This is a genomic window from Saccharothrix sp. DSM 118769 (assembly GCF_052936295.1).
Genome location: NZ_CP193627.1, coordinates 8,499,594 through 8,522,246 on the forward strand (window position 1 = coordinate 8,499,594; position 22,653 = coordinate 8,522,246).

Annotated in this window: 27 protein-coding genes; 9 read left to right on the plus strand and 18 right to left on the minus strand. The window is 74.7% G+C overall.

All coding sequences use genetic code 11. The annotated features are described in order from the left end of the window. Positions 1–68 precede the first annotated feature (68 nt). Positions 69–851 (plus strand): putative sulfate exporter family transporter, encoded by a 783-nt coding sequence (locus tag ACRAKJ_RS36055; RefSeq protein WP_438921809.1) that lies wholly within the window; start codon positions 69–71, stop codon positions 849–851. Here ACRAKJ_RS36055 and ACRAKJ_RS36060 read toward each other — a convergent pair. From ACRAKJ_RS36060 to ACRAKJ_RS36070, 3 genes are read right to left on the minus strand one after another with little or no spacing between them, the layout of a single operon-like run. Then, on the minus strand, positions 827–1,573 hold the full coding sequence (locus ACRAKJ_RS36060) for a succinate dehydrogenase/fumarate reductase iron-sulfur subunit (protein ID WP_438921808.1): 747 nt from the start codon (positions 1,571–1,573) through the stop codon (positions 827–829). The two genes, ACRAKJ_RS36055 and ACRAKJ_RS36060, sit on opposite strands and share 25 nt — an antisense overlap. Then, positions 1,570–3,477: a fumarate reductase/succinate dehydrogenase flavoprotein subunit gene (locus tag ACRAKJ_RS36065; RefSeq protein ID WP_438921807.1), complete on the minus strand. Its 1,908-nt coding sequence runs from the start codon at positions 3,475–3,477 to the stop codon at positions 1,570–1,572. The genes ACRAKJ_RS36060 and ACRAKJ_RS36065 overlap by 4 nt, the downstream gene beginning before the upstream one ends. Before the next feature lies 1 nt (position 3,478). Further along, positions 3,479–4,108: a succinate dehydrogenase cytochrome b subunit gene (locus tag ACRAKJ_RS36070; protein WP_438921806.1), complete on the minus strand. Its 630-nt coding sequence runs from the start codon at positions 4,106–4,108 to the stop codon at positions 3,479–3,481. A 72-nt stretch (positions 4,109–4,180) separates the two neighbouring features. Between ACRAKJ_RS36070 and ACRAKJ_RS36075 the strand changes: the two genes are divergently transcribed. Both ACRAKJ_RS36075 and ACRAKJ_RS36080 read left to right on the plus strand, forming a co-directional pair. Next, a complete protein-coding gene (locus ACRAKJ_RS36075) occupies positions 4,181–5,086 on the plus strand; it encodes a LysR substrate-binding domain-containing protein (protein WP_438921805.1) in 906 nt (301 codons plus the stop codon). 10 nt (positions 5,087–5,096) lie between these two features. Next, positions 5,097–5,600, plus strand: coding sequence for a GNAT family N-acetyltransferase (locus ACRAKJ_RS36080; RefSeq protein WP_438921804.1), 504 nt, complete (start codon positions 5,097–5,099; stop codon positions 5,598–5,600). A 19-nt stretch (positions 5,601–5,619) separates the two neighbouring features. Here the strand turns inward: ACRAKJ_RS36080 and ACRAKJ_RS36085 are convergent, their stop codons facing one another. Beyond that, entirely contained in the window at positions 5,620–6,630 is a 1,011-nt protein-coding gene (locus ACRAKJ_RS36085) for a methionine synthase (protein WP_438921803.1), read from the minus strand. A gap of 201 nt (positions 6,631–6,831) precedes the next feature. Here ACRAKJ_RS36085 and ACRAKJ_RS36090 point away from each other — a divergent pair, with 201 nt between their 5' ends. After that, positions 6,832–7,281, plus strand: a complete 450-nt coding sequence (locus ACRAKJ_RS36090) for a hypothetical protein (RefSeq protein WP_438921802.1) — start codon at positions 6,832–6,834, stop codon at positions 7,279–7,281. Continuing rightward, positions 7,236–7,493, plus strand: a complete 258-nt coding sequence (locus ACRAKJ_RS36095; protein ID WP_438921801.1) for a hypothetical protein — start codon at positions 7,236–7,238, stop codon at positions 7,491–7,493. The genes ACRAKJ_RS36090 and ACRAKJ_RS36095 overlap by 46 nt, the downstream gene beginning before the upstream one ends. 7 nt (positions 7,494–7,500) lie before the next feature. Here ACRAKJ_RS36095 and ACRAKJ_RS36100 read toward each other — a convergent pair whose 3' ends face one another. The 3 genes from ACRAKJ_RS36100 to ACRAKJ_RS36110 form a co-directional block, all read right to left on the minus strand. Further along, entirely contained in the window at positions 7,501–7,674 is a 174-nt protein-coding gene (locus ACRAKJ_RS36100; protein ID WP_438921800.1) for a hypothetical protein, read from the minus strand. A 45-nt stretch (positions 7,675–7,719) separates the two neighbouring features. Then, positions 7,720–8,097: a hypothetical protein gene (locus ACRAKJ_RS36105; RefSeq protein WP_438921799.1), complete on the minus strand. Its 378-nt coding sequence runs from the start codon at positions 8,095–8,097 to the stop codon at positions 7,720–7,722. A gap of 66 nt (positions 8,098–8,163) precedes the next feature. Further along, the gene (locus tag ACRAKJ_RS36110) at positions 8,164–9,339 is read right to left on the minus strand and encodes a hypothetical protein (RefSeq protein ID WP_438921798.1); all 1,176 of its coding nucleotides are present in this window, start codon (positions 9,337–9,339) and stop codon (positions 8,164–8,166) included. A gap of 41 nt (positions 9,340–9,380) precedes the next feature. Between ACRAKJ_RS36110 and ACRAKJ_RS36115 the strand changes: the two genes are divergently transcribed. After that, positions 9,381–9,887 carry a DUF6584 family protein gene (locus ACRAKJ_RS36115; RefSeq protein ID WP_438921797.1) on the plus strand — a complete coding sequence of 169 codons (507 nt, stop codon included), beginning with the start codon at positions 9,381–9,383 and terminating at the stop codon, positions 9,885–9,887. Between the two features lie 15 nt (positions 9,888–9,902). Then, complete coding sequence (locus ACRAKJ_RS36120; RefSeq protein WP_438921796.1) at positions 9,903–10,775, plus strand: threonine/serine dehydratase; 873 nt, start codon at positions 9,903–9,905, stop codon at positions 10,773–10,775. Between the two features lie 61 nt (positions 10,776–10,836). On the opposite strand, the gene ACRAKJ_RS36125 is transcribed toward ACRAKJ_RS36120, so the two are convergent. The 8 genes from ACRAKJ_RS36125 to ACRAKJ_RS36160 form a co-directional block, all read right to left on the minus strand. Continuing rightward, the gene (locus tag ACRAKJ_RS36125; protein WP_438925007.1) at positions 10,837–11,190 is read right to left on the minus strand and encodes a hypothetical protein; all 354 of its coding nucleotides are present in this window, start codon (positions 11,188–11,190) and stop codon (positions 10,837–10,839) included. A gap of 39 nt (positions 11,191–11,229) precedes the next feature. Beyond that, a complete protein-coding gene (gene mnmA, locus ACRAKJ_RS36130) occupies positions 11,230–12,312 on the minus strand; it encodes a tRNA 2-thiouridine(34) synthase MnmA (RefSeq protein ID WP_438925006.1) in 1,083 nt (360 codons plus the stop codon). 5 nt (positions 12,313–12,317) lie between these two features. Then, a complete protein-coding gene (locus ACRAKJ_RS36135; RefSeq protein WP_438925005.1) occupies positions 12,318–13,511 on the minus strand; it encodes an aminotransferase class V-fold PLP-dependent enzyme in 1,194 nt (397 codons plus the stop codon). Then, the gene (locus ACRAKJ_RS36140; protein ID WP_438925004.1) at positions 13,511–14,881 is read right to left on the minus strand and encodes an MFS transporter; all 1,371 of its coding nucleotides are present in this window, start codon (positions 14,879–14,881) and stop codon (positions 13,511–13,513) included. The genes ACRAKJ_RS36135 and ACRAKJ_RS36140 overlap by 1 nt, the downstream gene beginning before the upstream one ends. Positions 14,882–15,149: 268 nt before the next feature. Next, positions 15,150–16,004: a 1-acyl-sn-glycerol-3-phosphate acyltransferase gene (locus tag ACRAKJ_RS36145; protein WP_438925003.1), complete on the minus strand. Its 855-nt coding sequence runs from the start codon at positions 16,002–16,004 to the stop codon at positions 15,150–15,152. Continuing rightward, entirely contained in the window at positions 16,001–16,771 is a 771-nt protein-coding gene (locus tag ACRAKJ_RS36150) for a GNAT family N-acyltransferase (RefSeq protein WP_438925002.1), read from the minus strand. The genes ACRAKJ_RS36145 and ACRAKJ_RS36150 overlap by 4 nt, the downstream gene beginning before the upstream one ends. Positions 16,772–16,919: 148 nt before the next feature. Then, the gene (locus ACRAKJ_RS36155) at positions 16,920–17,879 is read right to left on the minus strand and encodes an FAD-binding protein (protein WP_438925001.1); all 960 of its coding nucleotides are present in this window, start codon (positions 17,877–17,879) and stop codon (positions 16,920–16,922) included. 14 nt (positions 17,880–17,893) lie between these two features. Further along, entirely contained in the window at positions 17,894–18,676 is a 783-nt protein-coding gene (locus ACRAKJ_RS36160; RefSeq protein WP_438925000.1) for an electron transfer flavoprotein subunit beta/FixA family protein, read from the minus strand. 310 nt (positions 18,677–18,986) lie between these two features. Between ACRAKJ_RS36160 and ACRAKJ_RS36165 the strand changes: the two genes are divergently transcribed. Both ACRAKJ_RS36165 and ACRAKJ_RS36170 read left to right on the plus strand, forming a co-directional pair. After that, a complete protein-coding gene (locus ACRAKJ_RS36165) occupies positions 18,987–19,856 on the plus strand; it encodes a DegV family protein (RefSeq protein ID WP_438924999.1) in 870 nt (289 codons plus the stop codon). A 37-nt stretch (positions 19,857–19,893) separates the two neighbouring features. Continuing rightward, positions 19,894–20,043 carry a hypothetical protein gene (locus tag ACRAKJ_RS36170; RefSeq protein ID WP_438924998.1) on the plus strand — a complete coding sequence of 50 codons (150 nt, stop codon included), beginning with the start codon at positions 19,894–19,896 and terminating at the stop codon, positions 20,041–20,043. Positions 20,044–20,048: 5 nt separating this feature from the next. On the opposite strand, the gene ACRAKJ_RS36175 is transcribed toward ACRAKJ_RS36170, so the two are convergent. Genes ACRAKJ_RS36175 through ACRAKJ_RS36185 form a run of 3 tightly spaced genes read right to left on the minus strand, consistent with a single transcriptional unit; the run spans position 20,049 to position 22,481 of the window. Further along, positions 20,049–20,735 carry a hypothetical protein gene (locus ACRAKJ_RS36175; protein ID WP_438924997.1) on the minus strand — a complete coding sequence of 229 codons (687 nt, stop codon included), beginning with the start codon at positions 20,733–20,735 and terminating at the stop codon, positions 20,049–20,051. A 10-nt stretch (positions 20,736–20,745) separates the two neighbouring features. After that, complete coding sequence (locus ACRAKJ_RS36180; protein WP_438924996.1) at positions 20,746–21,345, minus strand: hypothetical protein; 600 nt, start codon at positions 21,343–21,345, stop codon at positions 20,746–20,748. Then, positions 21,345–22,481 (minus strand): hypothetical protein, encoded by a 1,137-nt coding sequence (locus tag ACRAKJ_RS36185; protein WP_438924995.1) that lies wholly within the window; start codon positions 22,479–22,481, stop codon positions 21,345–21,347. Before ACRAKJ_RS36185 ends, ACRAKJ_RS36180 begins: the two co-directional genes overlap by 1 nt. Positions 22,482–22,653: the final 172 nt, after the last annotated feature.

Here is a 22,653-nt window from a genome sequence, read left to right on the forward strand (position 1 = left end):
CCCCAGGGTATGACCCCAGAGCGCGTTGCCGCCTACCGGCGAGGCCCGCGCGGGCGCACGGTGGACGGGTGCTGATCGCCGCGGTGGTGCTGGGTGTGCTGGTGGGCGGCCGGGTGCCCGACCTGACGACGTGGACCCGCCGGCTGCTGCGGACGGGCGTCGTCCTGCTCGGGTTCCAGCTGTCCGTGCCGGTGCTGGTGTCCCTCGGACCGGGCGTGCTGGTCGCGGTCGTGGTGACGGTCGGCGTCACGTTCTTCGGCACGCTGTGGCTGGGCAAGCGCTTGCGCCTGCCGCGCGGGCTGACCGTGCTGGTGGCGAGCGGCTTCTCGATCTGCGGCGCGTCGGCCATCGCCGCCGTGGAGGGCGTGGTGGAACGGGAGGACGAGCACGTGGCCGCGGGCGTCGCCCTGGTCACCCTCTACGGCAGCCTCGCGATGGTCGCGCTGCCGCTGCTCGGCGCGTCGGCGGAGTGGACCGGGCTGAGCGTGCACGAGGTGGCGCAGGTGGCCGCCGCCGCCCCCGCGGGCGGGCTGGCGACGGCCATGGCGGTCAAGCTCGCCCGGGTGGCGCTGCTCGCTCCGGTCGTGGCGTACCTGGGCGGGCGGCGCGGCGTGCCCGGGTTCCTGCTCGGGTTCGCCGCCGCCGCCCTGGCGGGCCCGCTCGTGCCCGCGCCCGTGCTGGACGTCGTCCGCACCGCCACGGCGGTCCTGCTCGCCGCCGCCCTGTTCGGCCTCGGCACGGCCGTCCGGCCGCGCGCCCTGCTGCGCCTCGGCCCGCGCCCGCTGCTGCTGGGCCTGCTGTCGACGCTGCTGGTGTGCGGGACGGGCTACCTGTCGCTGCGGGTGGTGTGAGCGCGCAGCAGGTCGGCGTTGAGCCGGGCGATCGTGGTCAGCGGGATGCCCTTGGGGCACACCGCCGTGCACTCGCCGGTGTTCGTGCAGCCGCCGAACCCGGCCGCGTCGTGCTCGGCCACCATGTCCCGCGCCCGCGACCACCGCTCCGGCTGCCCCTGCGGCAGCACGCCCAGGTGCGTCGCCTTGGCCGCCGTGAACAGCATCGCCGAGCCGTTCGGGCAGGCCGCCACGCACGCGCCGCACCCGATGCACGCCGCCGCCTCGAACGCGGTGTCCGCGTCCGGTTTCGGCACGGGCGTGGCGTGCGCGTCCGGCGCGGACCCGGTCGACACGCCGACGTACCCGCCGGCCGCGACGACCCGGTCGAGCGCCGACCGGTCCACCACCAGGTCCCGCACCACCGGGAACGGCCCGGCGCGCCACGGCTCCACGGTCACCACGTCGCCGTCGCGGAAGTGCCGCAGGTGCAGCTGGCACGCCGTCGTCGCCCGCTGCGGCCCGTGCGCCACGCCGTCGATCACCAGGCCGCACGCGCCGCAGATGCCCTCGCGGCAGTCGTGGTCGAACGCCACCGGCTCGCCGCCGCCCGTGATCAGCCGCTCGTTGAGCACGTCGAGCGCTTCGAGGAACGACATGTCCGGCGACAGCCCGTCCAGCTCGTAGTCCACCAGGCGGCCGGTGTCGTCCCGCTGCCGCCAGATCCTCAGGGTCAGCCTCACGCGTAGCTCCTGGTCGACGGGGTGACGTGCTCGAACACCAGTTCCTCCTTGTGCAGCACGGGTGGCGCGCCGACGCCCGTCCACTCCCAGGCGGCGACGTGGGCGAAGTTCGCGTCGTCGCGCAGCGCCTCGCCGTCCGGGGTCTGCGACTCGGTGCGGAAGTGGCCGCCGCACGACTCGGCGCGGTGCAGGGCGTCGACGCACATCAGCTCGGCCAGCTCGAAGAAGTCGGCCACCCGGCCCGCCTTCTCCAGCTCCTGGTTGAAGTCCGGGCCGCCGGGCACCTTCACGTCGCGCCAGAACTCCTCGCGCAGCTCCGGGATGCGCTCCAGGGCCTTGCGCAGCCCGGCCCCGTCGCGTTCCATGCCGCACTCGTCCCACATCAGCCGGCCCAGCTCGCGGTGGAACGACTCGGCGGTGCGCCGGCCGTCCGCGGCCAGCAGGGTCTTGAGCCTGCCGCGCACCTCGGACTCGGTGTCCGCGACCTCCCGGCGGCCCTCGACGGGCTCGAACGGCGCGTCGGCCAGGTAGTCGCCGATGACGCCGGGCAGCACGAAGTAGCCATCGGCCAGGCCCTGCATCAGGGCGCTCGCGCCCAGCCGGTTGGCGCCGTGGTCGGAGAAGTTCGCCTCGCCGATCACGTACAGGCCGGGGACGTTGGAGCGCAGGTCGTAGTCCACCCACAGGCCGCCCATCGTGTAGTGCACGGCCGGGTAGATGCGCATCGGCACCCGGTACGGGTCGTCGCCGGTGATGCGCTCGTACATCTCGAACAGGTTGCCGTAGCGCTGCTCGACGGCCCGCCGCCCGAGCCGGCCGATCGCGTCGGCGAAGTCGAGGTGCACGCCGCGCTTCTCGTCGGAGATGTTCTTGGCCGCCCGGGAGGCGATGTCGCGCGGCACGAGGTTGCCGAAGCTCGGGTACATCCGCTCCAGGAAGTAGTCGCGCTCGTCCTCCGGGACGTCGTTCGGCGCGCGCCGGTCGTGCGGGTCGCGCGGCACCCACACGCGGCCGTCGTTGCGCAGCGACTCGCTCATCAGGGTCAGCTTCGACTGGTGCTCGCCGCTGACCGGGATGCACGTGGGGTGGATCTGGGTGAAGCACGGGTTCGCGAACAGCGCGCCGCGCCGGTGCGCCCGCCAGATCGCCGTGGCGTTGCAGCCCTTGGCGTTGGTGGACAGGTGGAACACGTTGCCGTAGCCGCCGGTGGCGAGCACGACGGCGTCCGCGAAGTGCGTCGAGACCTCGCCGGTGACCAGGGACCTGACCACGACGCCGCGCGCCCGGCCGTCCACCACGACGAGGTCGAGCATCTCGGTGCGCGCGTGCACCTCCACCCGCCCGGCCGCGACCTGCCGCTCCAGCGCCTGGTAGGCGCCCAGCAGCAGCTGCTGCCCGGTCTGGCCGCGGGCGTAGAAGGTGCGCGAGACCTGCGCCCCGCCGAACGAGCGGGTGTCGAGCAGGCCGCCGTACTCGCGGGCGAACGGCACGCCCTGCGCCACGCACTGGTCGATGATCGCGGTGCTGATCTGGGCGAGCCGGTGCACGTTCGACTCGCGGGAGCGGAAGTCGCCGCCCTTGACGGTGTCGTGGAACAGCCGGTGCACGCTGTCGCCGTCGTTGCGGTAGTTCTTGGCCGCGTTGATGCCGCCCTGCGCGGCGATGCTGTGCGCCCGGCGCGGGCTGTCCTGGTAGCAGAACGACGTGACCCGGTAGCCGAGTTCGGCCAGGGTCGCGGCGGCGGACCCGCCGGCCAGGCCGGTGCCGACGACGATGACGTGCCGGTTGCGGCGGTTCGCCGGGTTGACCAGCCGCGCGGAGAAGCGGCGGCGGTCCCAGCGGGACTCGATCGGCCCGTCGGGGACGCGGTGGTCGGCGATCGGGGAACCCTCGGTGAAGTGCATGTCAGCCCACCAACCCGGTGATGACGGCGAACGGGACGGACAGGAAGCCGGCGCAGATCACCGCGGCCGCGCCGAGGCCGATCGCGCGCGACGTGGTGACGCCCAGCGTCTGCGCGGCGCTCCACACGCCGTGGCGGACGTGGAACCCCAGGGCGAGCACGGCGGCGGTGTAGGCCAGCACCACGTACCAGTGCCGGAAGTCCGCGACGACGTTGGCGTGGATCTCGCCGGGCACGCCGTGCGGGTTGAGCCACCCGGCGGTGAGGTCGAGCAGGTGGTAGACCACGAACAACGCGATCACCACCCCGCCCCAGCGCATGGTGCGCGCCGCGTAGCCGCCTTGCACGCGCCGCCGGTGCTCGTAGCGACCGCGTGCCCGCCGGGCGCGGGCGGTGAGCTGGTGGGCGGCGGTGAAGTGCAGCGCCACGGCGACGAGCAGCGCCACCCGCGTCGGCCACACCGCGCCGACCTCGCGCAGCCACCGGCCGTAGCCGTCGATCGCCGCCGGGCCGGCGAAGATCGTCAGGTTGCCGACCATGTGCGCGACGACGTACAGCAGCAGCACGGCGCCGGTGACCGCCATGACGGCCTTCTTGCCGACGGTGGTGCGGTAGAGCCGGATCGTGTCCACGCCCAGGACGGTAGGAACACGTGCGACGAGTCGTCCAATACATCGTGGAGTGCCTGACGATAGCCTGGCGCTATGACGTTGACGCAGCTCGCGTACTTCCTGGCAGTGGCCAGGACGCGGCACTTCACCCGCGCCGCCGAGGAGGTGCGTGTGGCGCAGCCCTCACTGTCCAAGCAGATCCGCGCCCTGGAGCGGGAGCTGGGGGCGGAGCTGTTCAGCCGCGCGCGGGGCAACATCGCGCTCACCCCGGCGGGCGAGGCGCTGCTGCCCGTCGCGAGCCGCATCCTGTCCGATGTGGACACCGCCGGGCTGGAGGTGGCGGAGCTGGTGGGGCTGCGGCGCGGCCGGGTGCGGGTCGGGGCGACGCCGAGCCTGTGCGGGAGCCTGCTCGCCGACGTCATCAAGCGCTTCCACGACGCCTACCCGGGCATCCGGGTCGTGGTCACCGAGGGCGGGTCGCGCGACCTGGTGGCGGCGCTGGAGGTCGGCGACCTGGACCTGGCGCTGGTCATCGTCTCGCCCGCGGACGCCGACCGGGCGCTGACCGTGGTGCCCGTGCTGCGGGAGGAGCTGGTGGTGGCGTCCGCCGAACCGCTGGGCGTGACCCGGATGCGGCTGACCGACCTGCGCGAGCACCCGCTGGTGATGTTCCGCGCGGGCTACGACCTGCGGGAGACGACGCTCGCCGCGTGCCGGCGGGCCGGGTTCGAGCCGTCGTTCGCCGTGGAGGGCGGGGAGATGGACGCCGTGCTGCGGTTCGTGGAGGTGGGGCTGGGGGTGGCGATCGTGCCGTCCACGGTGCTGGCCACGCGGTCCCTGCACGCCACGCCGCTCGCGCCCGGCACCACCCGCACGGTGGCGCTGGCGCACCGCACGGACGTGGCGCCGACGTCGGCCGGCCGGGCGTTCCGCGACGTCCTGCTCGGGTTCCTGCGCGGGGCGGAAATGCCCTCGGGCGTGCACCTGATCGGGTCGTAGGCTGCGCGGCGTGCTGATCCGACGCGAGACCGCCGCCGACACCGACGCCGTCCGGGCCGTGACCGAAGCGGCATTCGCCGCCCGACCCGGCGGCGAGGCGTGGCTGGTCGGCGCGCTGCGCGAGGACGCGGGCTGGATACCCGCCCTGTCCCTGGTGGCCGAGGTGGACGGCGAGGTGGTGGGCCACGTGGTGTGCACGCGCGCCACCGTCGGCGACGCGCCCGCGCTGGGCCTGGGACCGCTGGGCGTGCGGCCGGACCACCAGCGCGCGGGCGTCGGCACGGCCCTCGTGCACACCGCCCTGGGCGTCGCCGAGGGCCTGGGCGAACCGGTCGTGGTGCTGCTCGGCGACCCGGCCTACTACTCCCGCTTCGGCTTCCGCCCCGCCGCCGACCTGGGCATCACCCCGCCCGTGCCGGAGTGGGCCCCGCACTTCCAGGTCCGCGCCCTGACCGCCTGGACGCCGTCGCTGCGCGGCCCGTTCCGCTACGCGGAGCCCTTCGACCGCCTCTGAGCGCGCCCGACCCGGCCGGTCACCACTCCTCGGGCGGCTCCACGAACGCCTTGCCCAGGTCGCGGGTCAGCGCCAGCGACCGGCGCACCCACGCCGCACCCGCCCCGGCGAGGCCGCACGTCGGCGTCGGCACGGCGTGCGTGCCGAGGATTTCGCGCGGGAAGCCGAGCCGGTCGACCAGGTCGAGCACGGGCCGCGCGACCTCCCTCAGCTTCCGCGGCGAGCCCGGGTCGGTGCTCGGCGTGACGCCCAGGAACAGCTGCGTCCCCTCCTCCCACGCCTCGCCGACCTCGTCCCACAGCGACTCGTCGAGCACCGTGACGTCGAACGAGACCGCCTTCGTGCCCGCACCGCGCAGTAGGGCGATGGGCGGGTTCGCGGCGCAGCAGTGCACGACCACGTCCGCCTCGATCCCCTCGACCACGCGCTGGAGCAGGTCGCGCGCCTCGGGCTCGGGGACGGCGGCGACCGTGCCGAGCTTGGACGGCGTCGGCAGCAGGCCGCGCAGCACGGCGGGCAGCGCCGGTTCGTCCAGCTGCACGAGGACCGCCGCGCCGGTGCGCTTCGCGACCTCGGCGACGTGCCGGTTCAGCCCCTCGGTGAGCGAGGCGGCGAACTCGCGCAGCGCGCCGCGGTCGGTGAGCACGCGGTGCCCGCGCGGCAGCTCGACGCTCGCCGCGAGCGTCCACGGCCCGGCGGCCTGCACCTTGACCAGGCGCGGCGGCGCCGGTTCGGCGGCCTCCTCGAACGCGTCGAGGTCGCGGCGCATCAGGTCCACCGCCCGCCGGTGGTCCCGGCCGGGGTGCGCGGCGGTCCGGTAGCCGGACGGGACCACCTCGACGGGCAGGTCGACCAGCAGCCCGGCGGTGCGGCCGATCATGTCCGCGCCGACGCCGCGCGCGGGGAGTTCGGGCAGGTGGGGAAGGTCGGGCAGCTCGCCGAGAACGATCCGCGAGGCTTCCAGCGGGTCGGTTCCGGGCAGCGAGCCGAGGCCGGTGGCGGTACCGGCGGTCCAGGGGAGGGCGTCCACCGGCACAGTCTCCCACCGACCGGTCGGCGGGCGCCCGTGCCGGAAGAGGTCTAGACCCATTGACGTGGTGGTACAGACCACATACGGTCACCTTGTCGGTGCCGACGGTCGCGGCGGCACCACCACGACCGTGGTGTGGGGACGTGCCGCGCCCCACGTCCTCACACCACTCCCCACCCGCCGTCGGTAGGGTGCGCCCGCATGGGCATCGACGTCGCCGCGGAGCTCTCCCTCGGGCTCGACGACCGGGACGACGCGTGGCGGTTCATCAGGTGGTACGCGGAGCACTTCGCGGCGCCGCTGGAGGACGGTGACGGCCACGCCGTCGAGGAGGCCGAGGAACGGCTCGGTGTGCGGCTGCCCGCGGCGGTGCGGGAGGCGTACGCGCTGTTCGGGCGGCGGGCGGACCTGACGAGCAACCAGGACGAGCTGCTCGCGCCGGACGAGCTGCTGCTGTCCGGCGACGTGCTGGTGTACCGGGCCGACCACCGGGCCCGCGCGCACTGGGGGTGGCGGTGCACGACCCCGACGACCCGCCGGTGCTCGTGCGCACCGACCCCGCCGGCGCCTGGGAGCCGTGGCTGGACCGGTTCTCGTGGGCCTGCGTGGAGCTCGTGCTGTCCGAGTCGCTGTTCCCGCGCGACGACATGACCGGCTGCCGCGAGGTGGACGAGGGCGAGCTGCCGCTGCTCGACCTGGCCTTCACCCGCATCCCCGTGCCCTCGCCGCCCGACACCCGCTGGTACGCGGGCGACGAGGTGGTGCTGCGCGTCCACCGCGACCGGGTCGCCCGGGTGCGGGGCGCCACGGCGGAGGCGGTGGACCGCGTGCTGGCGCTGTTCCCGGGCGACTGGACGCGCTGAGCGGCGGTCAGCCCAGCAGGACCAGCACGCCGATGCCGATCAGCACCACCGGCAGCACGACGTGGCCCCACCGGCCCGGGGCGCGCGCCACCGCGGGCCGGCCCGCGAAGAACAGCGCCGGCAGCACGGTGTCGTCGACGTTCGTCACCGCGAACAGGCCGGCGGCCCGCAGGATCTCCACCGGGAGACCCCGGGTGGCCGGGCCCCGCCCCGGACACGCCCGCGCTCAGGCCGAGCGGCGCAGCCCCAGCACCTGCAGGGCGATGAACGCGGCCACGGCCGCCGCCTGGGCCAGCACCAGGAACACCCCGAGCCCGGTGACCGGGAACCACCCGGCGAACGCCACCAGCAGGCTGCCCACCACCCACACCAGGTTGCCGACCACGACGACCGCGACCAGCGGCCGGACGGGTCGCACGCCGAGCAGGAAAACGCCGATCCCGTACACCACGAGGAAAACGCCGAGACCGATCACGAGGCCGCGCGGCAGCCCGTGGTCGACGTCGAGGAAAAGGGCCGACAGGCCCAGCGAGCCCGAGGCGACGCCGTCGAGCTTGAGCGCGAAGCGGAGCAGGCCGTCAGTGCGGACAGCGGTAGTCGTCATGGCCACGACACTGCCGCCCGGAGCACTGCCGGCGGTATGCCGAACACTGCCAACGCCTGCCGGTTCTCACGGCACGACCTGCGACGACAGGTCTTCGGCCACCAGTTTCGCCGCCGCGTTCTGCCAGTTGTGCAGGGTCCGCTCCGGGACCTGGTCCACGAACCACGCGAGCGCCCGGCGGCCCACCGGGTCGAGGTCCTCGCGCTTGGTGCGCCTGCTGTAGGGGCGAATACCGGCGACGTAGTAGAAGTAGAGCGCGTTGTAGTGCCGCCACTCGTCACTGGTGCCGAATTCGCCGTCCCGCGGTTTCAACCGGGAAATGCCCTCCAGCAGCAGCGACTTCAACTCGGCCGCGCGTTCCAGCGGGTTGTCCGCCGCGCCGCGCGCGGCCAGCCGGGCGTCGATCACCGGCAGGTCCACCAGCGGGCTGGCGACGAGCTTGCCGAGGTCGCCGTAGTGGCTCAGCGCGCGGCGGACCAGCTTCGCGAAATCGGCCGGCACCTCCAGCGGCGGGCGCTTCGGCAGCGACTCGACGGCCTCGCGCAGCTCGGCCCGCTCGTCGGCCACCCGGGGCACGGCGACCCGGTCGGCGAGCAGCGCCAGCGGGTTCGCCAGCACCTGCACGGCGATCGCGGCGGCGACCGTGCCGTACAGCAGGGGCACCAGCCGGTCGTCGAGGAACAGCGCCACCTGCCCGCCGAAGACGGCCGCGAGACCGGCCGAGGCGAGCAGCGAGCGCAGCATGTCGCCCCGGATCGCCTCGCCCTCGTCGAACGCGTCCGCCACCGCCACGAGCACCCCGAACAGCAGCAGGTCCACGCCCGCCGAGGCGACCACCAGCGCCCTCGGCAGCACGTCGAGCAGCAGCGCGCCGCAGCTCAGGCCGAACAGCGCGGTCGCCGCGCCGAGCAGCGCGCGCCGGGTGCGCAGGCACAGCACCAGCGCCGCGGCGAGCGGCACGAGCACCACGGCGGGCGCGAACCAGGCGGCCACCAGCAGCGGCACGGCGCTCCAGCGCCACCACCGGTCGTGGCGGGCGGGCAGCCGGCACACCACCGCACCCGTCCAGGCCACGGCGGGCACGGCCAGCGCCACCGGCGGCAGCGGCAGCGCGATCACCGCGGCGTAGGCGAGCAGCCCGGCCGAGGCGCGCCGCAGCACGGGTTTGCGGGGGTCGCGGACCAGCAGGTAGAGGCCGAGCCACCAGGCGAGACCCGAGGTCACCACCGACAGCGTGATCACCGGGCGATCCTACGGTTGCGCCCACTGGGACGATGTGCGTCATGCCAGTCGAGCTGACGCTGCGCAGGGTGGCCGAAGAGGTCGGGCGCGGCGACCTGGCGAGCGTGCTCCGGGCGCGGCAGCGGCTGGTCGGGCTCGTGACGAGCTACCCGGACCGGCTCGACCTGCGCCTCCGCCTCGCCGAGGTGTACCGGCTGCTGGGCGACGCCGCGCAGGCCGGGCGGTGGAGCTACCTGGCCGAGGAGCGCGACGAGGCCGAGGTGGCGGCGTTCGAGCGCGCCTACCGCACGCCGCTGGCCCGGCTGACCGCGATGAACTGGGTGAGCGGCGAGGCGGGTGCGGCCACGCCGACCGCGCGCGACCGGCTGGTGGCGCTCCGGGTCGCGGCCGACGCGCAGCTGCGCGCGGAGCTGGTGGTGACCGAGGACCGGGACTCGTCGTGGACGACGAACGCGCTCGTGCTGCTCGGGCTGGTCGTGGTGCTGCTGTGCTTCGTCGTCGGGGCCGTGACGCTGGTCATCTGGGTCTACAGGTGGTTCACCGGGTGAGCGCATCCTGGTGACATGAACCCCGACGTCTCCGCCGCCGCCGACCGCATCCGACCGCACGCCCGCCGCACGCCGCTGTGGCGCGTCGAGGTCGACGGCCGGCCGCTCGTGCTCAAGCTCGAACACCTCCAGCTCACCGGCTCGTTCAAGCTGCGCGGCGCGCTGAACAGCCTGCTCACCGCGGGCTCGCCGGACCGGGTGGTGACGGCGTCGGGCGGCAACCACGGCCTCGGCGTGGCGAAGGCCGCCCAGCTGCTCGGCCTGCCCGCCACGGTGTTCGTGCCGGTCAGCGCGCCGGAGGGCAAGGTGCGGCGGATCGAGGCGGCGGGCGCGAAGCTCATCCGCCACGGCGACACCTACGCGGAGGCGGTGCTGGCGGCGCGCGAGACGCCCGGCCACTACGTGGAGGCGTACGACTCGCCCACCGTCATCGCCGGTCAGGGCACCGTGGCGGCCGAGGTGGTGCGGGACGCGCCGGACGTGGACACCATCGCGGTGGCCGTCGGCGGCGGCGGTCTGGCGGCGGGCACGGCGCTGGGCTCGGGCCTGCCGACGGTGGCCGTCGAACCGGAGCGCTGCTGCGCGCTGCACCGCGCGCTGGCCGCGGGCGAGCCGGTGGACTCGGAGGTGGCGTCGGTGGCGGCGTCCGCGCTCGGCGCGACCCGGGTGGGCGAGGTCCCGTTCGCGGTGCTGCGCTCGCACGACGTGCGCTCGGTGCTGGTGTCCGAGGCCGAGCTGCTGGCCGCCCGCGACCGGCTGTGGGAGGAGTTCCGGCTGGCCGTGGAACCGGCGGCGGCGGTGCCGTTCGCGGCGTGGCTGGCCGGGCGGGTGCCGGGCGAGCTGCCGTGCGTCGTGCTGTGCGGCGCGAACACCGACTGGACGCCCTGACCGCGAGGACGCCCCGGCCCCCGCCGCCCCGGAGCGGGGTGACGGGGGCCGGGGCGTCCGACTAGCGCTCGTCGCGGCGACGCCCGAGCACCGGCACGTCGCCGGCCTCGCGCGGGCGCGCCACCCTGGGCTCCGGCCCCCGTGCCTGCACCGGCACGTCGACCTCGACCTCCGGGGCCAACCGGTCCACCCGCCCGGCCAGCTCCTCGACGCGGGCGAGGACGCCCGCCCACTCCACCCGGTGCCGGCGTTCACGGGCGACCCACTGCACCGTCCGCACCTCGGCCCTCAGCCGCTCGTACTGCTCGACCGTGAGGCGCTGCGCGGACGGGTGGTCGACCTTGCTCCCCAGCACACCGACCCGTTGTTCGACGTCCGCCAGCGTCCGGCGGCGTCGTGCGTTGTCATGCGACACACGAGCAGTGTCCCAAATCGCACCGACAAAAACCGGTTGTCAGCGGGTCGAACTGATGGTGGCGCTCGCCAGCACGAGGTCGCCGGCGGCGTCCTCGCGGTAGACCGCGACGGCCTGACCTGGTGCGACACCGCTCAGCGGCTCGCGCAGGCGGACCACCAGCTCGTCGCCGACGAGTTCCGCGACCGCGGGCGCGAGGCCGCCGTGCGCGCGCACCTGCGCCACGCACTCCACCGGGCCGTCGAACCGGGTCCGGGTCACGGGCCGCGTCGCCACGATCTCGGTGACCTGGAGCTTCTCCGCCGAGCCGACCCGGACCGTGCCGCTCACCGGCTCCAGCGACAGCACGTAGCGCGGCCGGCCGTCCGGCGCGGGCGCGTCGATGCCGAGGCCCTTGCGCTGGCCGACGGTGAACTCGTGCACGCCGACGTGCCGCCCGAGCACGGCGCCGGTCTCGTCGTCCACCAGCACGCCGGGCTGCTCGCCGAGCTTGCGGGTGAGGAAGCCCCGGGTGTCGCCGTCGGGGATGAAGCAGATGTCGTGGCTGTCCGGCTTCTCGGCGACCTGGAGGCCGCGCGCGGCGGCCTCGGCGCGCACCTCGGTCTTGGTGGAGCCGCCGAGCGGGAACATCGCGTGCGAGAGCTGCTCGCGGGTCAGCGAGGCCAGCACGTAGGACTGGTCCTTGCCGTCGTCGGCGGACCGGCGCAGCTGCACCTCTCCGTCCACAGTGGACAGTCGGGCGTAGTGCCCGGTGCACACCGCGTCGAAGCCGAGCGCGACGGCCTTGTCCAGCAGCGCCTCGAACTTGATCTTCTCGTTGCACCGCAGGCACGGGTTGGGCGTGCGGCCCGCCGCGTACTCGGCCACGAAGTCGTCCACCACGTCCTCGGTGAACCGCTCCGCGAAGTCCCACACGTAGAACGGGATGCCGAGCACGTCCGCCGCGCGCCGCGCGTCCCGGGCGTCCTCGATCGTGCAGCACCCGCGCGCGCCGGTGCGCAACGTGCCCGGCTTCGCCGACAGCGCGAGGTGCACGCCGGTCACGTCGTGCCCCGCCTCCACCGCACGCGCCGCGGCCACGGCGGAGTCCACGCCGCCGCTCATCGCCGCCAGCACCCGCATCCCGGTCACACCTCCGCCTTCGCCTGGTTCCTGCCCGCGAGCCGCTTCATGCCCGCGATGCCCGCCGTCCGCGCCCGTTCCACCACCGGGCCGATCACGCCCGCCAGCTCGCGCACCTCGTCCGGCGTGGACGTGTGCCCCAGCGAGAAGCGCAGCGAGCCGCGCGCCAGCACCGGGTCGACGCCCATCGCCAGCAGCACGTGGCTGGGCTGCGCCACGCCCGCCGTGCAGGCCGAGCCGGTGGAGCACTCCACGCCCTTGGCGTCGAGCAGCATCAGCAGGCTGTCGCCCTCGCAGCCGGGGAAGGTCAGGTGGGCGTTGCCGGGCAGCCGGTGCACCGGGTCGCCGTTCACCGCCACGTCCGGCACCGCGCGCCGCACCTCGGCCACCAGCTCGTCGCGCAGCGCGGACAGCCTCGCCGCCGTCTCCTCGCGCCGCTCCACCGCGTGCCGCACCGCCACCGCCAGGCCCGCGATCGCGGGCACGTCGAGCGTGCCGGACCGCACGTCGCGCTCCTGCCCGCCGCCGTGCAGCACCGGCGTGGTGGCGACGTCGCGGCCCAGCAGCAGCGCGCCCACGCCGTAGGGGCCGCCCACCTTGTGGCCGGAGAGCGTGAGCGCGGAGGCGCCGGACCCCGCGAAGTCGACCGGCACCGCGCCGACCGCCTGCACCGCGTCGGTGTGGAACGGCACGCCCCGGTCGGCGCACAGGGCGGCCAGCTCGCGCACGGGGTTGACGGTGCCGACCTCGTTGTTCGCCCACATCGCGGTGACCAGGGCGACGTCGTCGCCCAGCGCGTCGGCCAGCACCTCGGGCCGGACGCGGCCGAGGCCGTCGGGCTCCAGCCAGGTCACCTCGGCGCCCTCGTGGTCGACCAGCCACTGCACGGCGTCGAGCACGGCGTGGTGCTCGACGGACGAGGCGACCACGCGCGTGCGGCGCGGCGTGCGGCGGGACCAGTAGACGCCCTTCACGGCGAGGTTGTCGCTCTCCGTGCCGCCGCTGGTGAAGATCACCTCGGAGGGGCGCGCGCCGAGGGCGTCGGCGATGTCCTCCCGCGCCTCCTCGACCGCGCGCCGCGCCCGCCGCCCGGAGGTGTGCAGCGACGAGGCGTTGCCCGGAACGGACAACGCCCTCGTCATCGCCTCGATCGCCTCCGGGAGCATGGGGGTCGTGGCGGCGTGGTCGAAGTAGGCCATCAGTCGTCCAGGGTAGCCCGACGCAGTCGCCCGGCGAGTACGGCACCGAGCACGGCGACCCCGGCCATCAGCAGGTCGAACGGCAGGACGGCCGCCGTGGGCGCGGCGGCCGAGGCGAAGGTCGTGACGAGCACGCCGCCGAGCCCGACGAGCAGCGCCGAGCCGAGCATGTCGCTGATCTGGAGCGCTGCCGAGTTGAAGCCCCGGTCGACGTCGGTGGACGCGGCCAGGGTTAGCACGCTGAGGCTCGACATGGCCAGCCCCATCCCGGCCCCGGCGACCGCCCACAGCACCGGCGTGGCCCACGCGGGCCCCCACTCGGGTGCGATGAGCGTCACGCCCGCGATGCCCGCCGCGTTGAGGACGAACCCCCACCGCACGAGCTTCTCGCGCGGGACGTCGGTCCGGCGCGACTGCCACCACGCGGCGCTCGACCAGCCGAGCGCGCTCAGCGTGAGCGGGATGCCGGAGGCGACGGCCGAGTAGCCGTGCACGGAGGTGAGGGTCAGCGGGATGAACGCCTCGGCGGCGAAGAAGGACCCGGCGAGCAGGGCGCGGGCCAGGATCGTCATCGGCAGGCCGGGGCGGGCGGTGAGCGTGCCCCTCGGCAGCAGCAGGCGCAGCGCGGGCACCAGCACGGCCAGCCCGGCGACCCCGATCACCAGGTTCAGCCCGCGCGGGTGCTGCGCGGCCCAGCTCAGCGCCGCCACGCCCGCGCCCGCCCCGAGCGCCGCCCACGGCAGACCGCGCCGCGTGCCCTGGTCGGGGGTGTGCGCGGGCAGGTTCCGCAGGACCGGGACCAGCAGCAGCACGCCGAGCAGCACGAACGGCGCGAGCCCGAGGAACACCCACCGCCAGCTCGCCACCTCGGTCAGCCACCCGGACAGCGCCGGCCCGACCAGCGAGGGCACCACCCACGCGGAGGCGAGCAGCCCGAACACGGCGGGCCGGTCGCGCTCCGGGTACACCAGCCCGATGAGCACGTAGACGGCCACCACCTGCGCCCCGCCGCCGACGCCCTGGAGCACCCGGCCGAGCAGCAGCACCGGCATGTCCCGCGCGAGACCCGCCACGACCAGGCCGACCAGGAACAGCGCCGGCCCGATCAGCAGCGACGGCCGCGGGCCGCGCAGGTCGCTCAGCCGCCCGGACAGCACCGTCGCGACCACGCTCGCGGCGAGGAAGGCGAGGAACGGCCAGGCGTACAGCTCGTTGCCGTCCAGCTCGGCGACCATGCGCGGCATGGCGGTGGAGACGCCCATGTTCTCGAACGCGAGGAGGGTGACGAGGAGGACTATGCCGATCGTCGGTCCCCGCCGTTCGGCTGTCCACAGGTTGCTCTTGCCGGCAGGCGTCTCCGTCGTCGTCACGGCTCAATGGTTCAACCTCCACCCCGGTCGAGGTCAAGGTGATATGACCTGGACGGGCGCGCTGCGGGCGGCCGTCCGGCCCCGGCACCCGACCGGCACCGGCACCCGATCGGCACCGGTGCCGGTCGGCACCGGTGCCGGTCGGCGGGGTCGAGGTGCGTGCGCCGGGCCGGCGGCGCGTGGTCGGCCGTGCGCCGGGCCGGCGGCGCGTGGTCGGCCGTGCGCCGCCGGGGTCGGGGACTCCCCTCGGGGGCGTCGACGCCGCGGGTCAGGCGTTGACGGCCGGCGCGGTGTGCCCGGTGGGCACGACCAGGTCGCCGTGCGCGACCCGCTCGGAGTCCCGCTGCACGATCGCCGCCAGCTCGCGGCGGTCCGCCGCGCGGCCCGGGGCGACCTCCTCCAGCACGTGCACCTCGACGACGAGCCGCCGGGCGCGCAGCACGCGCCGCACCGAGTCGACCAGCGAGTCCGAGCCGACGAACGCCGGGCGGGTGGAGGGCCTCCCCTGCTGGAGGTAGCGCAGCACGACGGGGCGCACGGGCACGCCCGCGTCCAGCGCGGCCTGGAACAGGGCCGGCCGGTAGCGCCCGGACGCCACGCCGCACCACGTGGTGCCCTCGGCGTGGATGCCGACGGCCGCGCCGCCGCGCAGCGCGCCGGCCAGCTCGGCCACCGTGCCCGGCAACAGCGACAGCCGCTCGCGGTCCAGGTACACGGTGCGGGCCGCGGTGATCAGGCGCCCCAGCACGGGCCAGTCGCGGATGTCCCGCTTGGCGACCAGGCGGATCGGCTGGGTCGCGTCGAGGGCCAGCTCGTCCAGCCACGACACGTGGTTGGACACCACGAGCACGCCGCGGCCGGGCGTCGCCTGGAACACCGGCCCGACGACCCGCAGCCGCACCCCGAACGCCCGCAGCAGCACCCGGAACCAGCCGCGCAGCACCGACTGCCGCGCACCGCCCCGCAGCACGGGCACCGCGCACACCACGAGGGCGCCGGACAGCAGCACCACGACCGCCGCGAACCCCCGGAGGAACGCCCGGAGCCCGCCCACGGTCGGCGTCGCGTGGTCGACGCACCCGTCACCGCAGGGCGACACCGGCATCCACGGGTGCGCGCTCACGCCGTCTCCCCGAGGAAGAAGCGCAGGTAGCGCTGGTCCACGCGGTCCATGCCGAGCAGCACGGGCAGGTCGGCCACGCCGAAGTCGGCGTCCAGCGCGGGCGCGCCGCACACCCACGCGCCCAACCGCAGGTAGCCCTTCAGCAGCGGCGGCAGCACGGCCTTGCCCGTGCGCGGCACCGCGTCCACGTCCCACGCGCGCAGCGGCACGACCCGGTGCTCCTCGGGCGCGAGGTGCCTGGTCCGCACCACGTCCCACACGCCCGCCGCGAACGCGCCGCCGTCGTGCAGCGGCACGGAGGCGCAGCCGATGAGCCACGAGTGCCCGGACAGCAGCATGTACCGGGCGATGCCGGCCCACACCAGCGACACGACGGCGCCGTTGCGGTGGTCGGGGTGCACGCAGGAGCGGCCCGTCTCCACCATCGACGGCCGCAGCGGCGCCAGCCGGGACAGGTCGAACTCGGTGTCGGAGTACAGCCGCCCGGCCTCGCGGGCCCGTTCGGGCGGCAGCATCCGGTAGGTGCCGACGATGTCCCCGGTCCGGTCGTCGCGCACCACCAGGTGGTCGCAGTGCTCGTCGAAGTCGTCGACGTCGTGGCCGGGCACGGGCGTGCGCAGGACGGCGCCCATCTCCTCGGCGAACACCAGGTGCCTCAGCCGCTGCGCGGCGGCGACCTCGGCGCCGTCGCGCGCGACCAGCAGGGAGTAGCGCGGCGCGTCGGAAGCGGCGTCACCGGTGCTGACAAGCAGTTGCGGCTGCGTCATGGCTCTGGTCTACCGACCGGTTGGCGACCGGGAGCAGGGCGTTCCGGTGACACGTCGGTGAGGGCTCGGTTAAGCCGGGGTGAGGCCGGCACGGGCGAGGGCCGCCCCGCGACGTGCGGGACGGCCCTCGGCCTGGTGGCGGGGGGTGTCAGCCCTTGCGCTTGCCCACCTCGTCGGTGAGCTGGGGCGCGACGGCGAACAGGTCGCCCACGACGCCGAAGTCGGCGATCTCGAAGATCGGCGCCTCCGGGTCCTTGTTGACCGCGACGATGGTCTTCGACGTCTGCATGCCCGCCCGGTGCTGGATGGCGCCGGAGATGCCCAGGGCGATGTAGAGCTGCGGCGACACCGTCTTGCCGGTCTGGCCGACCTGGAACTGGTGCGGGTAGTAGCCGGAGTCGACCGCGGCGCGGGACGCGCCCACGGCGGCGCCCAGGCTGTCGGCGAGCTTCTCGACGACGTCGAACTTCTCCGCGCTGCCCACGCCGCGACCGCCGGACACGACGACCGACGCCTCGGTCAGCTCCGGGCGGTCGCCGCCCGTGACCGGCTCGCGGCCGGTCACCCGGGTGACCTTGGCCGGGTCGGCCGCGGGGACCTCGACGGCCTGCTCGACCGCGTCGGCCGGGGACTCGGTCGCCTCGACGCCGCCGGGGCGGATCGCGATGACCGGGACGCCCTGCTTGACCTTCGACTTGACGACGTACGCGCCGCCGAAGACCGACTGGGTGGCCACGCCCTCGCCGTCGAGGTCGACGGCGTCGTAGAGCAGGCCGGAGCCGAGGCGCACGGCCAGCCGGCCCGCGACCTCCTTGCCCTCCAGCGTCGCCGACACCAGCACGGCGACCGGGGACGCGGTGCCCGCGATCGTCGCCAGGGCGTCGACCTTCGGCGTCACCAGGACGTCGAGGGCGTCGTCGGACTCGACGGCGTAGACCTTCGTCGCGCCGTAGCGGCCGAGCGACTCCCTCACCTTGCCCGCGGTGCCGGGCGATCCGACCACCACCGCGGCCGGCTCGCCGAGACCGCGCGCGGCGGATAGAAGCTCATGGGTGACCTTCTTGACCTCGCCGTCGACGTGGTCGACGAGGACCAGGACCTCAGACATGCGTTCCCTCGCCTTCAGATGAGCTTCTGGCCGACCAGGTACTCGGCGATCTTCGAACCGCCGTCACCCGAGTCCTCGACGCGCTGACCGGCGCTGCGCGGCGGCTTCGGGGCCGCCTCCAGCACCTTCGACCACGCGGCGCCCAGGCCGACCTCGCCGGCGTCCAGGCCGAGGTCCGCGACGGTGAGCGTGCTCACGGGCTTCTTCTTCGCCGCCATGATGCCCTTGAAGGACGGGTAGCGCGGCTCGTTGATCTTCTCGTTCACGGAGACCACGGCGGGCAGGCTCGCCTCCAGGTGCGCCACGCCCTCGTCGGTCTCGCGCTCGGCCTTGACCGTGCCGCCCTCGACGGTGAGCTTGCGGACCTGCGTCACCTGCGGGAGGCCCAGCAGCTCGGCCAGGATGGCGGGCACGGCGCCCGCGCGGCCGTCGGTGGCCTCGTTGCCGGCGATGACGAGGTCGAAGCCCTCGACCGTGCCGATGGCCTTGGCCAGCACCTTCGCGGTGGTGATCGCGTCGGAGCCGTGCAGCGCCTCGTCGGAGACGTGGATCGCCTTGTCGGCGCCCATGGACAGCGCCTTGCGGATCGCGTCGGTCGCACGGGCGGGACCCATCGAGACGACCGTCACCTCGCCGCCGTGCGCCTCCTGGAGCAGCAGCGCCTCTTCCACGGCGCGCTCGTTGATCTCGTCGAGCACGGCGTCCGCGGAGTCGCGGTCGAGGGTGTGGTCGGCGTCGGAGAGCTTGCGCTCTGACCAGGTGTCGGGCACCTGCTTGACCAGGACGACAATGTTCATGGGTCCTCTTCGACCTCCTGCGGACGGGCGGCGACGTGCCTGGGCGACGGTGGTGACCCCGGTCGCCGGTGTGTTCTTCGGTGACCCGTGACCCTGCCATGTCATCGCCGCGGTGGCATGGTGGTGTCGACCACCCCGATGTTACCCGTGAGTAGCAGGGGTGCAAACGACAGCAAGCACCCAGCACGCGTGACGATGCTCACTGGGCCGTTCCGCCGCCTCGCGCAAGCACCTGCGTAACACCGGTGTCACTGTCCGTGTCGTGACCTCACCGTGACAAACACTCCCCCTAATGGGCTACGTTCGCCCCATGTTCCGGCGAGTAGCGATAGTCACGGACTCCACCGCGTGCCTGCCGCCGCAGTTGACCGAGAAGCTCGGGATCACCGTCGCGCAGATCCAGGTGCGCATCGGCGACTGGGTCGAGGACGAGGTCCGCGTCCCGGTGCCCCGGCTGGTGGACGCCCTGCGCGGTCAGCTCGACGTGGGCACCGCGCCGCCCGACCCCGGCGCGTTCTTCTGGTCCTACGCCGACGCGGCGGCCTCCGGCGCGGAGGCGATCGTGTCGCTGCACGTGTCGACCGGGCTGTCGCGGACGGTGGAGGCCGCCCGGCAGGCCGCCGCCCAGGTCCAGGTGCCCGTGCACGTCGTGGACACGCAGACGTGCGGGATGAGCCTCGGGTACGCGGTGGTCGCCGCCGCCACGGTGGCCGTGGCGGGCGGCGGCGTCGACCGGGTCGTGTCGGCGGCCCGGCACACCGCGACCCGCAGCACCGAGCTGTTCTACGTGGACACGCTGGAGTTCCTCAGGCGCGGCGGGAAGATCGGCCGGGCGACGGCCGCGCTCGGCTCGGCGCTGTCGGTGAAGCCCCTGCTGACCATGTCCGAGGGGCGGATCACGCCGCTGGACAGGGTGCTCGGCGCGGAGCGCGCGGTGCGCCGGATGGTCGACATCGCGGTCGAGCGCGCGGGCGGCGGCGAGGTGGACATCGCGGTCGAGCACTTCGACGCGCCCGAGCGGGCCCGGTCGGTCATGCGGTCGCTGCGCGGGAAGCTGCCCCGCGTGCGGCGCTTCATGCTCACCGGGGTGAGTTCCGCGATCGGCGCGCACGTCGGCCCGGGAGCCCTCGGCGTGACCGTTTCGCCGGTTCAGGAACCACCGCCGGGGTTTGACCGTTGAGCTGACAGGGAAGCATTGGACTGTCAAGGAGGTAGACATGGCTTCGCTGTTCAGCAAGATCGCCGCGTTCGCCCGCAGTCCTCAGGGTCGTCGGGTCACGGAGCAGGTCAAGAACGCCGCGCGCGATCCGCGCAACCGCGCCAAGGCGCAGCAGGTGCTGCGCAAGTTCCGCGGCAACAAGCACTAGGCGGTTCAGCGGTCCGAGGTCTGCCGGCCCGACCGGCGTCGGGTCGCCTCGAACGCCCGCAGGTAGCGCTCGCGGAACTCGGTCGCGCTCGGCAGGTCCACCTGCTGCGGCGCGGACGGGTCCGCCTGCGCGGGCAGGTGCACGACGACGGTCGCCGGCGTCCCGGTCACGGGCAGCGCCGGCGTCGTCGCGTCCGGCGTCACCCCCTCCGCACGCTCGCCGGGCTCGGGCTCGGGCTCGACGGGCGGCACCGGGCGCAGCACCACCGGCTCCGCGTGCGGCTGCTCCGGGGCCACCGGTCCCAGCCGCACGGGGTCGAGGGCCACCAGCGCGGGGTCCGCGTCGCCGTGCCGCGCCGGTTCCGGCGGGTCGCGCACCAGGTGGATGCGGCGCACCGCCTCCGACGCGACCGGGCGCTCCGGCTCCGGGTCGGGCACGACCGACAGCCTGGGCTGCGCGGGCAGGGCCCGCGGGATGCCCAGCACCGGGTTGCGGTGGATGGGCCTGGTCGCGTAGTCCTCCGGCGGCCACGGCTGCTCCGCCACCCGCGCCTCCGGTTCGACGAGCGCGGTCCGCCGCACCGGCTCGTCCTCGGGCGCGGGCCCGCGTCTGAGCACCGCGACCGTCAGGGCGCACCCCGCGGCGAACGACACCGCGCACAACCCGAACACGAACGCCACCGCGCCTGCCATCACCGCATCCCTACCCCACGAGCACGTCGACTTGCGGTCCGCCGTCGGCGGGCGGACCCCACACCGGGTCGACCACGACCCCGGTGCTGATGGACTCGGCCGGGACACCGCGCCCGACCAGGAAATCCCGCACGAGCCCCGCCCGCCGGGCCGCGAGCAGGTCGCACCGGTGGGTCGGCGTCTCGCCGCTCCACGCGTGGGCGACGAGCCTGACGGCGGTGCCGGACAGCCCGCCCAGCAGGTTGCCCACGCCCTGCTGCACGGCCTCGCCGCGCCCGACGAGCTCGGTGCCGCCCGGCGCGAACGTGATGCCCTTGACCCCGTTGCCGCTGAACAGGCTGCTCACGTTCTGCCGCACCAGCTCCGGCGACGGCGGCACGGCGGCGGGTTCCCCCCGCACGGGCTCCTGGGTCGGCCGGACCGGCGCCTTCGTGGGGCGCGTGGCCACGGGCCCCGGCGGCGCGGACGAGGGCGCGGACGAGGAGGCCGGCGACAGCGCGTCGGTGATCCCCTCGCCGTGGACCCCGAACCCGAACGCGGTGACCGCGGCCGGCACGACGACCAGCCCCAGCGCGAACGGCAGGACCGGGACCCTGGAGCGCACGGGCATCAGGCGCCCACCCGCCGACCGGGGTCCCGGCCGGACGCGACCGGCTGCTGCGCCCCCGCCTGCTGGGCCCCCGCCTGCTGGGCACCCACCGGCTGGGCCCCCGCCTGCTGGGCGTTCACCTGCTGGGCCTTCGTTGACTGGGCGTTCACCTGGGCGTTCACCTGGGCCTTCACCTGCGCCGCGTCGGCCTCCTCGGCGCTGGTCTGCTCCGGGATCAGGCTGGGCACCCGGTCCGCCGCCGACTCCAGCGCCACCCGGGCCGCCGCGAGCTCGGCCATCACGGTGCGCCGCAGCTCGAACAGCTCGTCGACGCGCTCCTGGACGTCGGCGATCCGCCGGTGCGCCTCGCGCGCGGCCATCTTGACCAGGAACGCGGCCCGCGTGCGGGCCAGCTCCTCCTGCTCGGCGAAGTGCTGATCGGCCTCGTTGCGGCGCCGGGTCATGGTCAGCTCGAAGAAGTTCTGCGCCTTGGCGCGCCTGGCGTCGGACTCCGCCTCCAGCCGGTTGCACTGCTCGGCGGTCTCCCGCAGCAGCCGGTCCGCGTCCTCCTGGGCGCGCACGACGGCGGCGGCGCACTCGGCGTCGGCCTGCTCGGTGCGGGCCTTGAGGTGCGCCTCGACCTCGGCGCGGCGGCGCTCCAGGTCGACCTCGCGCTGGTCCAGCTCGGCGGCGCGCCGGTTCGCGGCCTCGCGCTGCGCGGTGGCGTGCGCGTCGGCGCGGGCGCGGGCCGCCTCGATCTGCGCCTCGACCTCGCGGACCCGCTCGGCCAGCTCCACCTCGGTGCGCTGCCGCAGGGCCGCCACGTCGCGCTCGGCGCGCAGCCGCAGCTCGTTCGACTCGTCCTCCGCCAGCAGCAGCATCCGGTGCAGGCGCTCGGTCGCGCCCGCCGTCGTGCCCGGCGACATCTCCATCCGCTCGACCCGCGCGCGGGTCTCGTCCAGGTCGCGCCTGGTCATCTCCAGCAGCTTGCGGAGGTCGGCGGCCTGGGCCAGGGCCTCGGCGCGGTCGACGCTGGTGTACTTGAGCTGCTCCTCCAGGTTCTCGATGTGCTCGATCACCTGCTTGCGGTGGAAACCCCGGTAGACCACGTCGAAACCCGCGTGCAGCGGAACAATCTCCGGATCTTTCGCACCCATGGTCGCCCCACTCGTTCGAAGATTGGTCGAGGGTACCGAGCACGCGGTACCCCAACCAGCACTTGACCACCACCAACTACCCCGCGCATCCCGGGGCGAAGCGGCGGGGAGCAGCCGTAACACTATCGTGGAAGATCGACACGACCCGGTCGCGGCTCACCCGATGGTGTCA

Excerpts from the sequence above, each read along its gene's own strand:
- ACRAKJ_RS36075 (WP_438921805.1), top strand. The coding sequence starts at position 4,181 with ATGACGTTGACGCAGCTCGCGTACTTCCTGGCAGTGGCCAGGACGCGG.
- ACRAKJ_RS36185 (WP_438924995.1), bottom strand. The coding sequence starts at position 22,481 with ATGGGTGCGAAAGATCCGGAGATTGTTCCGCTGCACGCGGGTTTCGAC.
- ACRAKJ_RS36165 (WP_438924999.1), top strand. The coding sequence starts at position 18,987 with ATGTTCCGGCGAGTAGCGATAGTCACGGACTCCACCGCGTGCCTGCCG.
- ACRAKJ_RS36105 (WP_438921799.1), bottom strand. The coding sequence starts at position 8,097 with ATGACGACTACCGCTGTCCGCACTGACGGCCTGCTCCGCTTCGCGCTC.
- ACRAKJ_RS36065 (WP_438921807.1), bottom strand. The coding sequence starts at position 3,477 with ATGCACTTCACCGAGGGTTCCCCGATCGCCGACCACCGCGTCCCCGAC.
- ACRAKJ_RS36090 (WP_438921802.1), top strand. The coding sequence starts at position 6,832 with ATGGGCATCGACGTCGCCGCGGAGCTCTCCCTCGGGCTCGACGACCGG.
- ACRAKJ_RS36135 (WP_438925005.1), bottom strand. The coding sequence starts at position 13,511 with ATGGCCTACTTCGACCACGCCGCCACGACCCCCATGCTCCCGGAGGCG.
- ACRAKJ_RS36175 (WP_438924997.1), bottom strand. The coding sequence starts at position 20,735 with ATGGCAGGCGCGGTGGCGTTCGTGTTCGGGTTGTGCGCGGTGTCGTTC.
- ACRAKJ_RS36180 (WP_438924996.1), bottom strand. The coding sequence starts at position 21,345 with ATGCCCGTGCGCTCCAGGGTCCCGGTCCTGCCGTTCGCGCTGGGGCTG.
- mnmA (WP_438925006.1), bottom strand. The coding sequence starts at position 12,312 with ATGCGGGTGCTGGCGGCGATGAGCGGCGGCGTGGACTCCGCCGTGGCC.
- ACRAKJ_RS36160 (WP_438925000.1), bottom strand. The coding sequence starts at position 18,676 with ATGAACATTGTCGTCCTGGTCAAGCAGGTGCCCGACACCTGGTCAGAG.
- ACRAKJ_RS36115 (WP_438921797.1), top strand. The coding sequence starts at position 9,381 with ATGCCAGTCGAGCTGACGCTGCGCAGGGTGGCCGAAGAGGTCGGGCGC.
- ACRAKJ_RS36170 (WP_438924998.1), top strand. The coding sequence starts at position 19,894 with ATGGCTTCGCTGTTCAGCAAGATCGCCGCGTTCGCCCGCAGTCCTCAG.
- ACRAKJ_RS36120 (WP_438921796.1), top strand. The coding sequence starts at position 9,903 with ATGAACCCCGACGTCTCCGCCGCCGCCGACCGCATCCGACCGCACGCC.
- ACRAKJ_RS36150 (WP_438925002.1), bottom strand. The coding sequence starts at position 16,771 with ATGACGCAGCCGCAACTGCTTGTCAGCACCGGTGACGCCGCTTCCGAC.
- ACRAKJ_RS36155 (WP_438925001.1), bottom strand. The coding sequence starts at position 17,879 with ATGTCTGAGGTCCTGGTCCTCGTCGACCACGTCGACGGCGAGGTCAAG.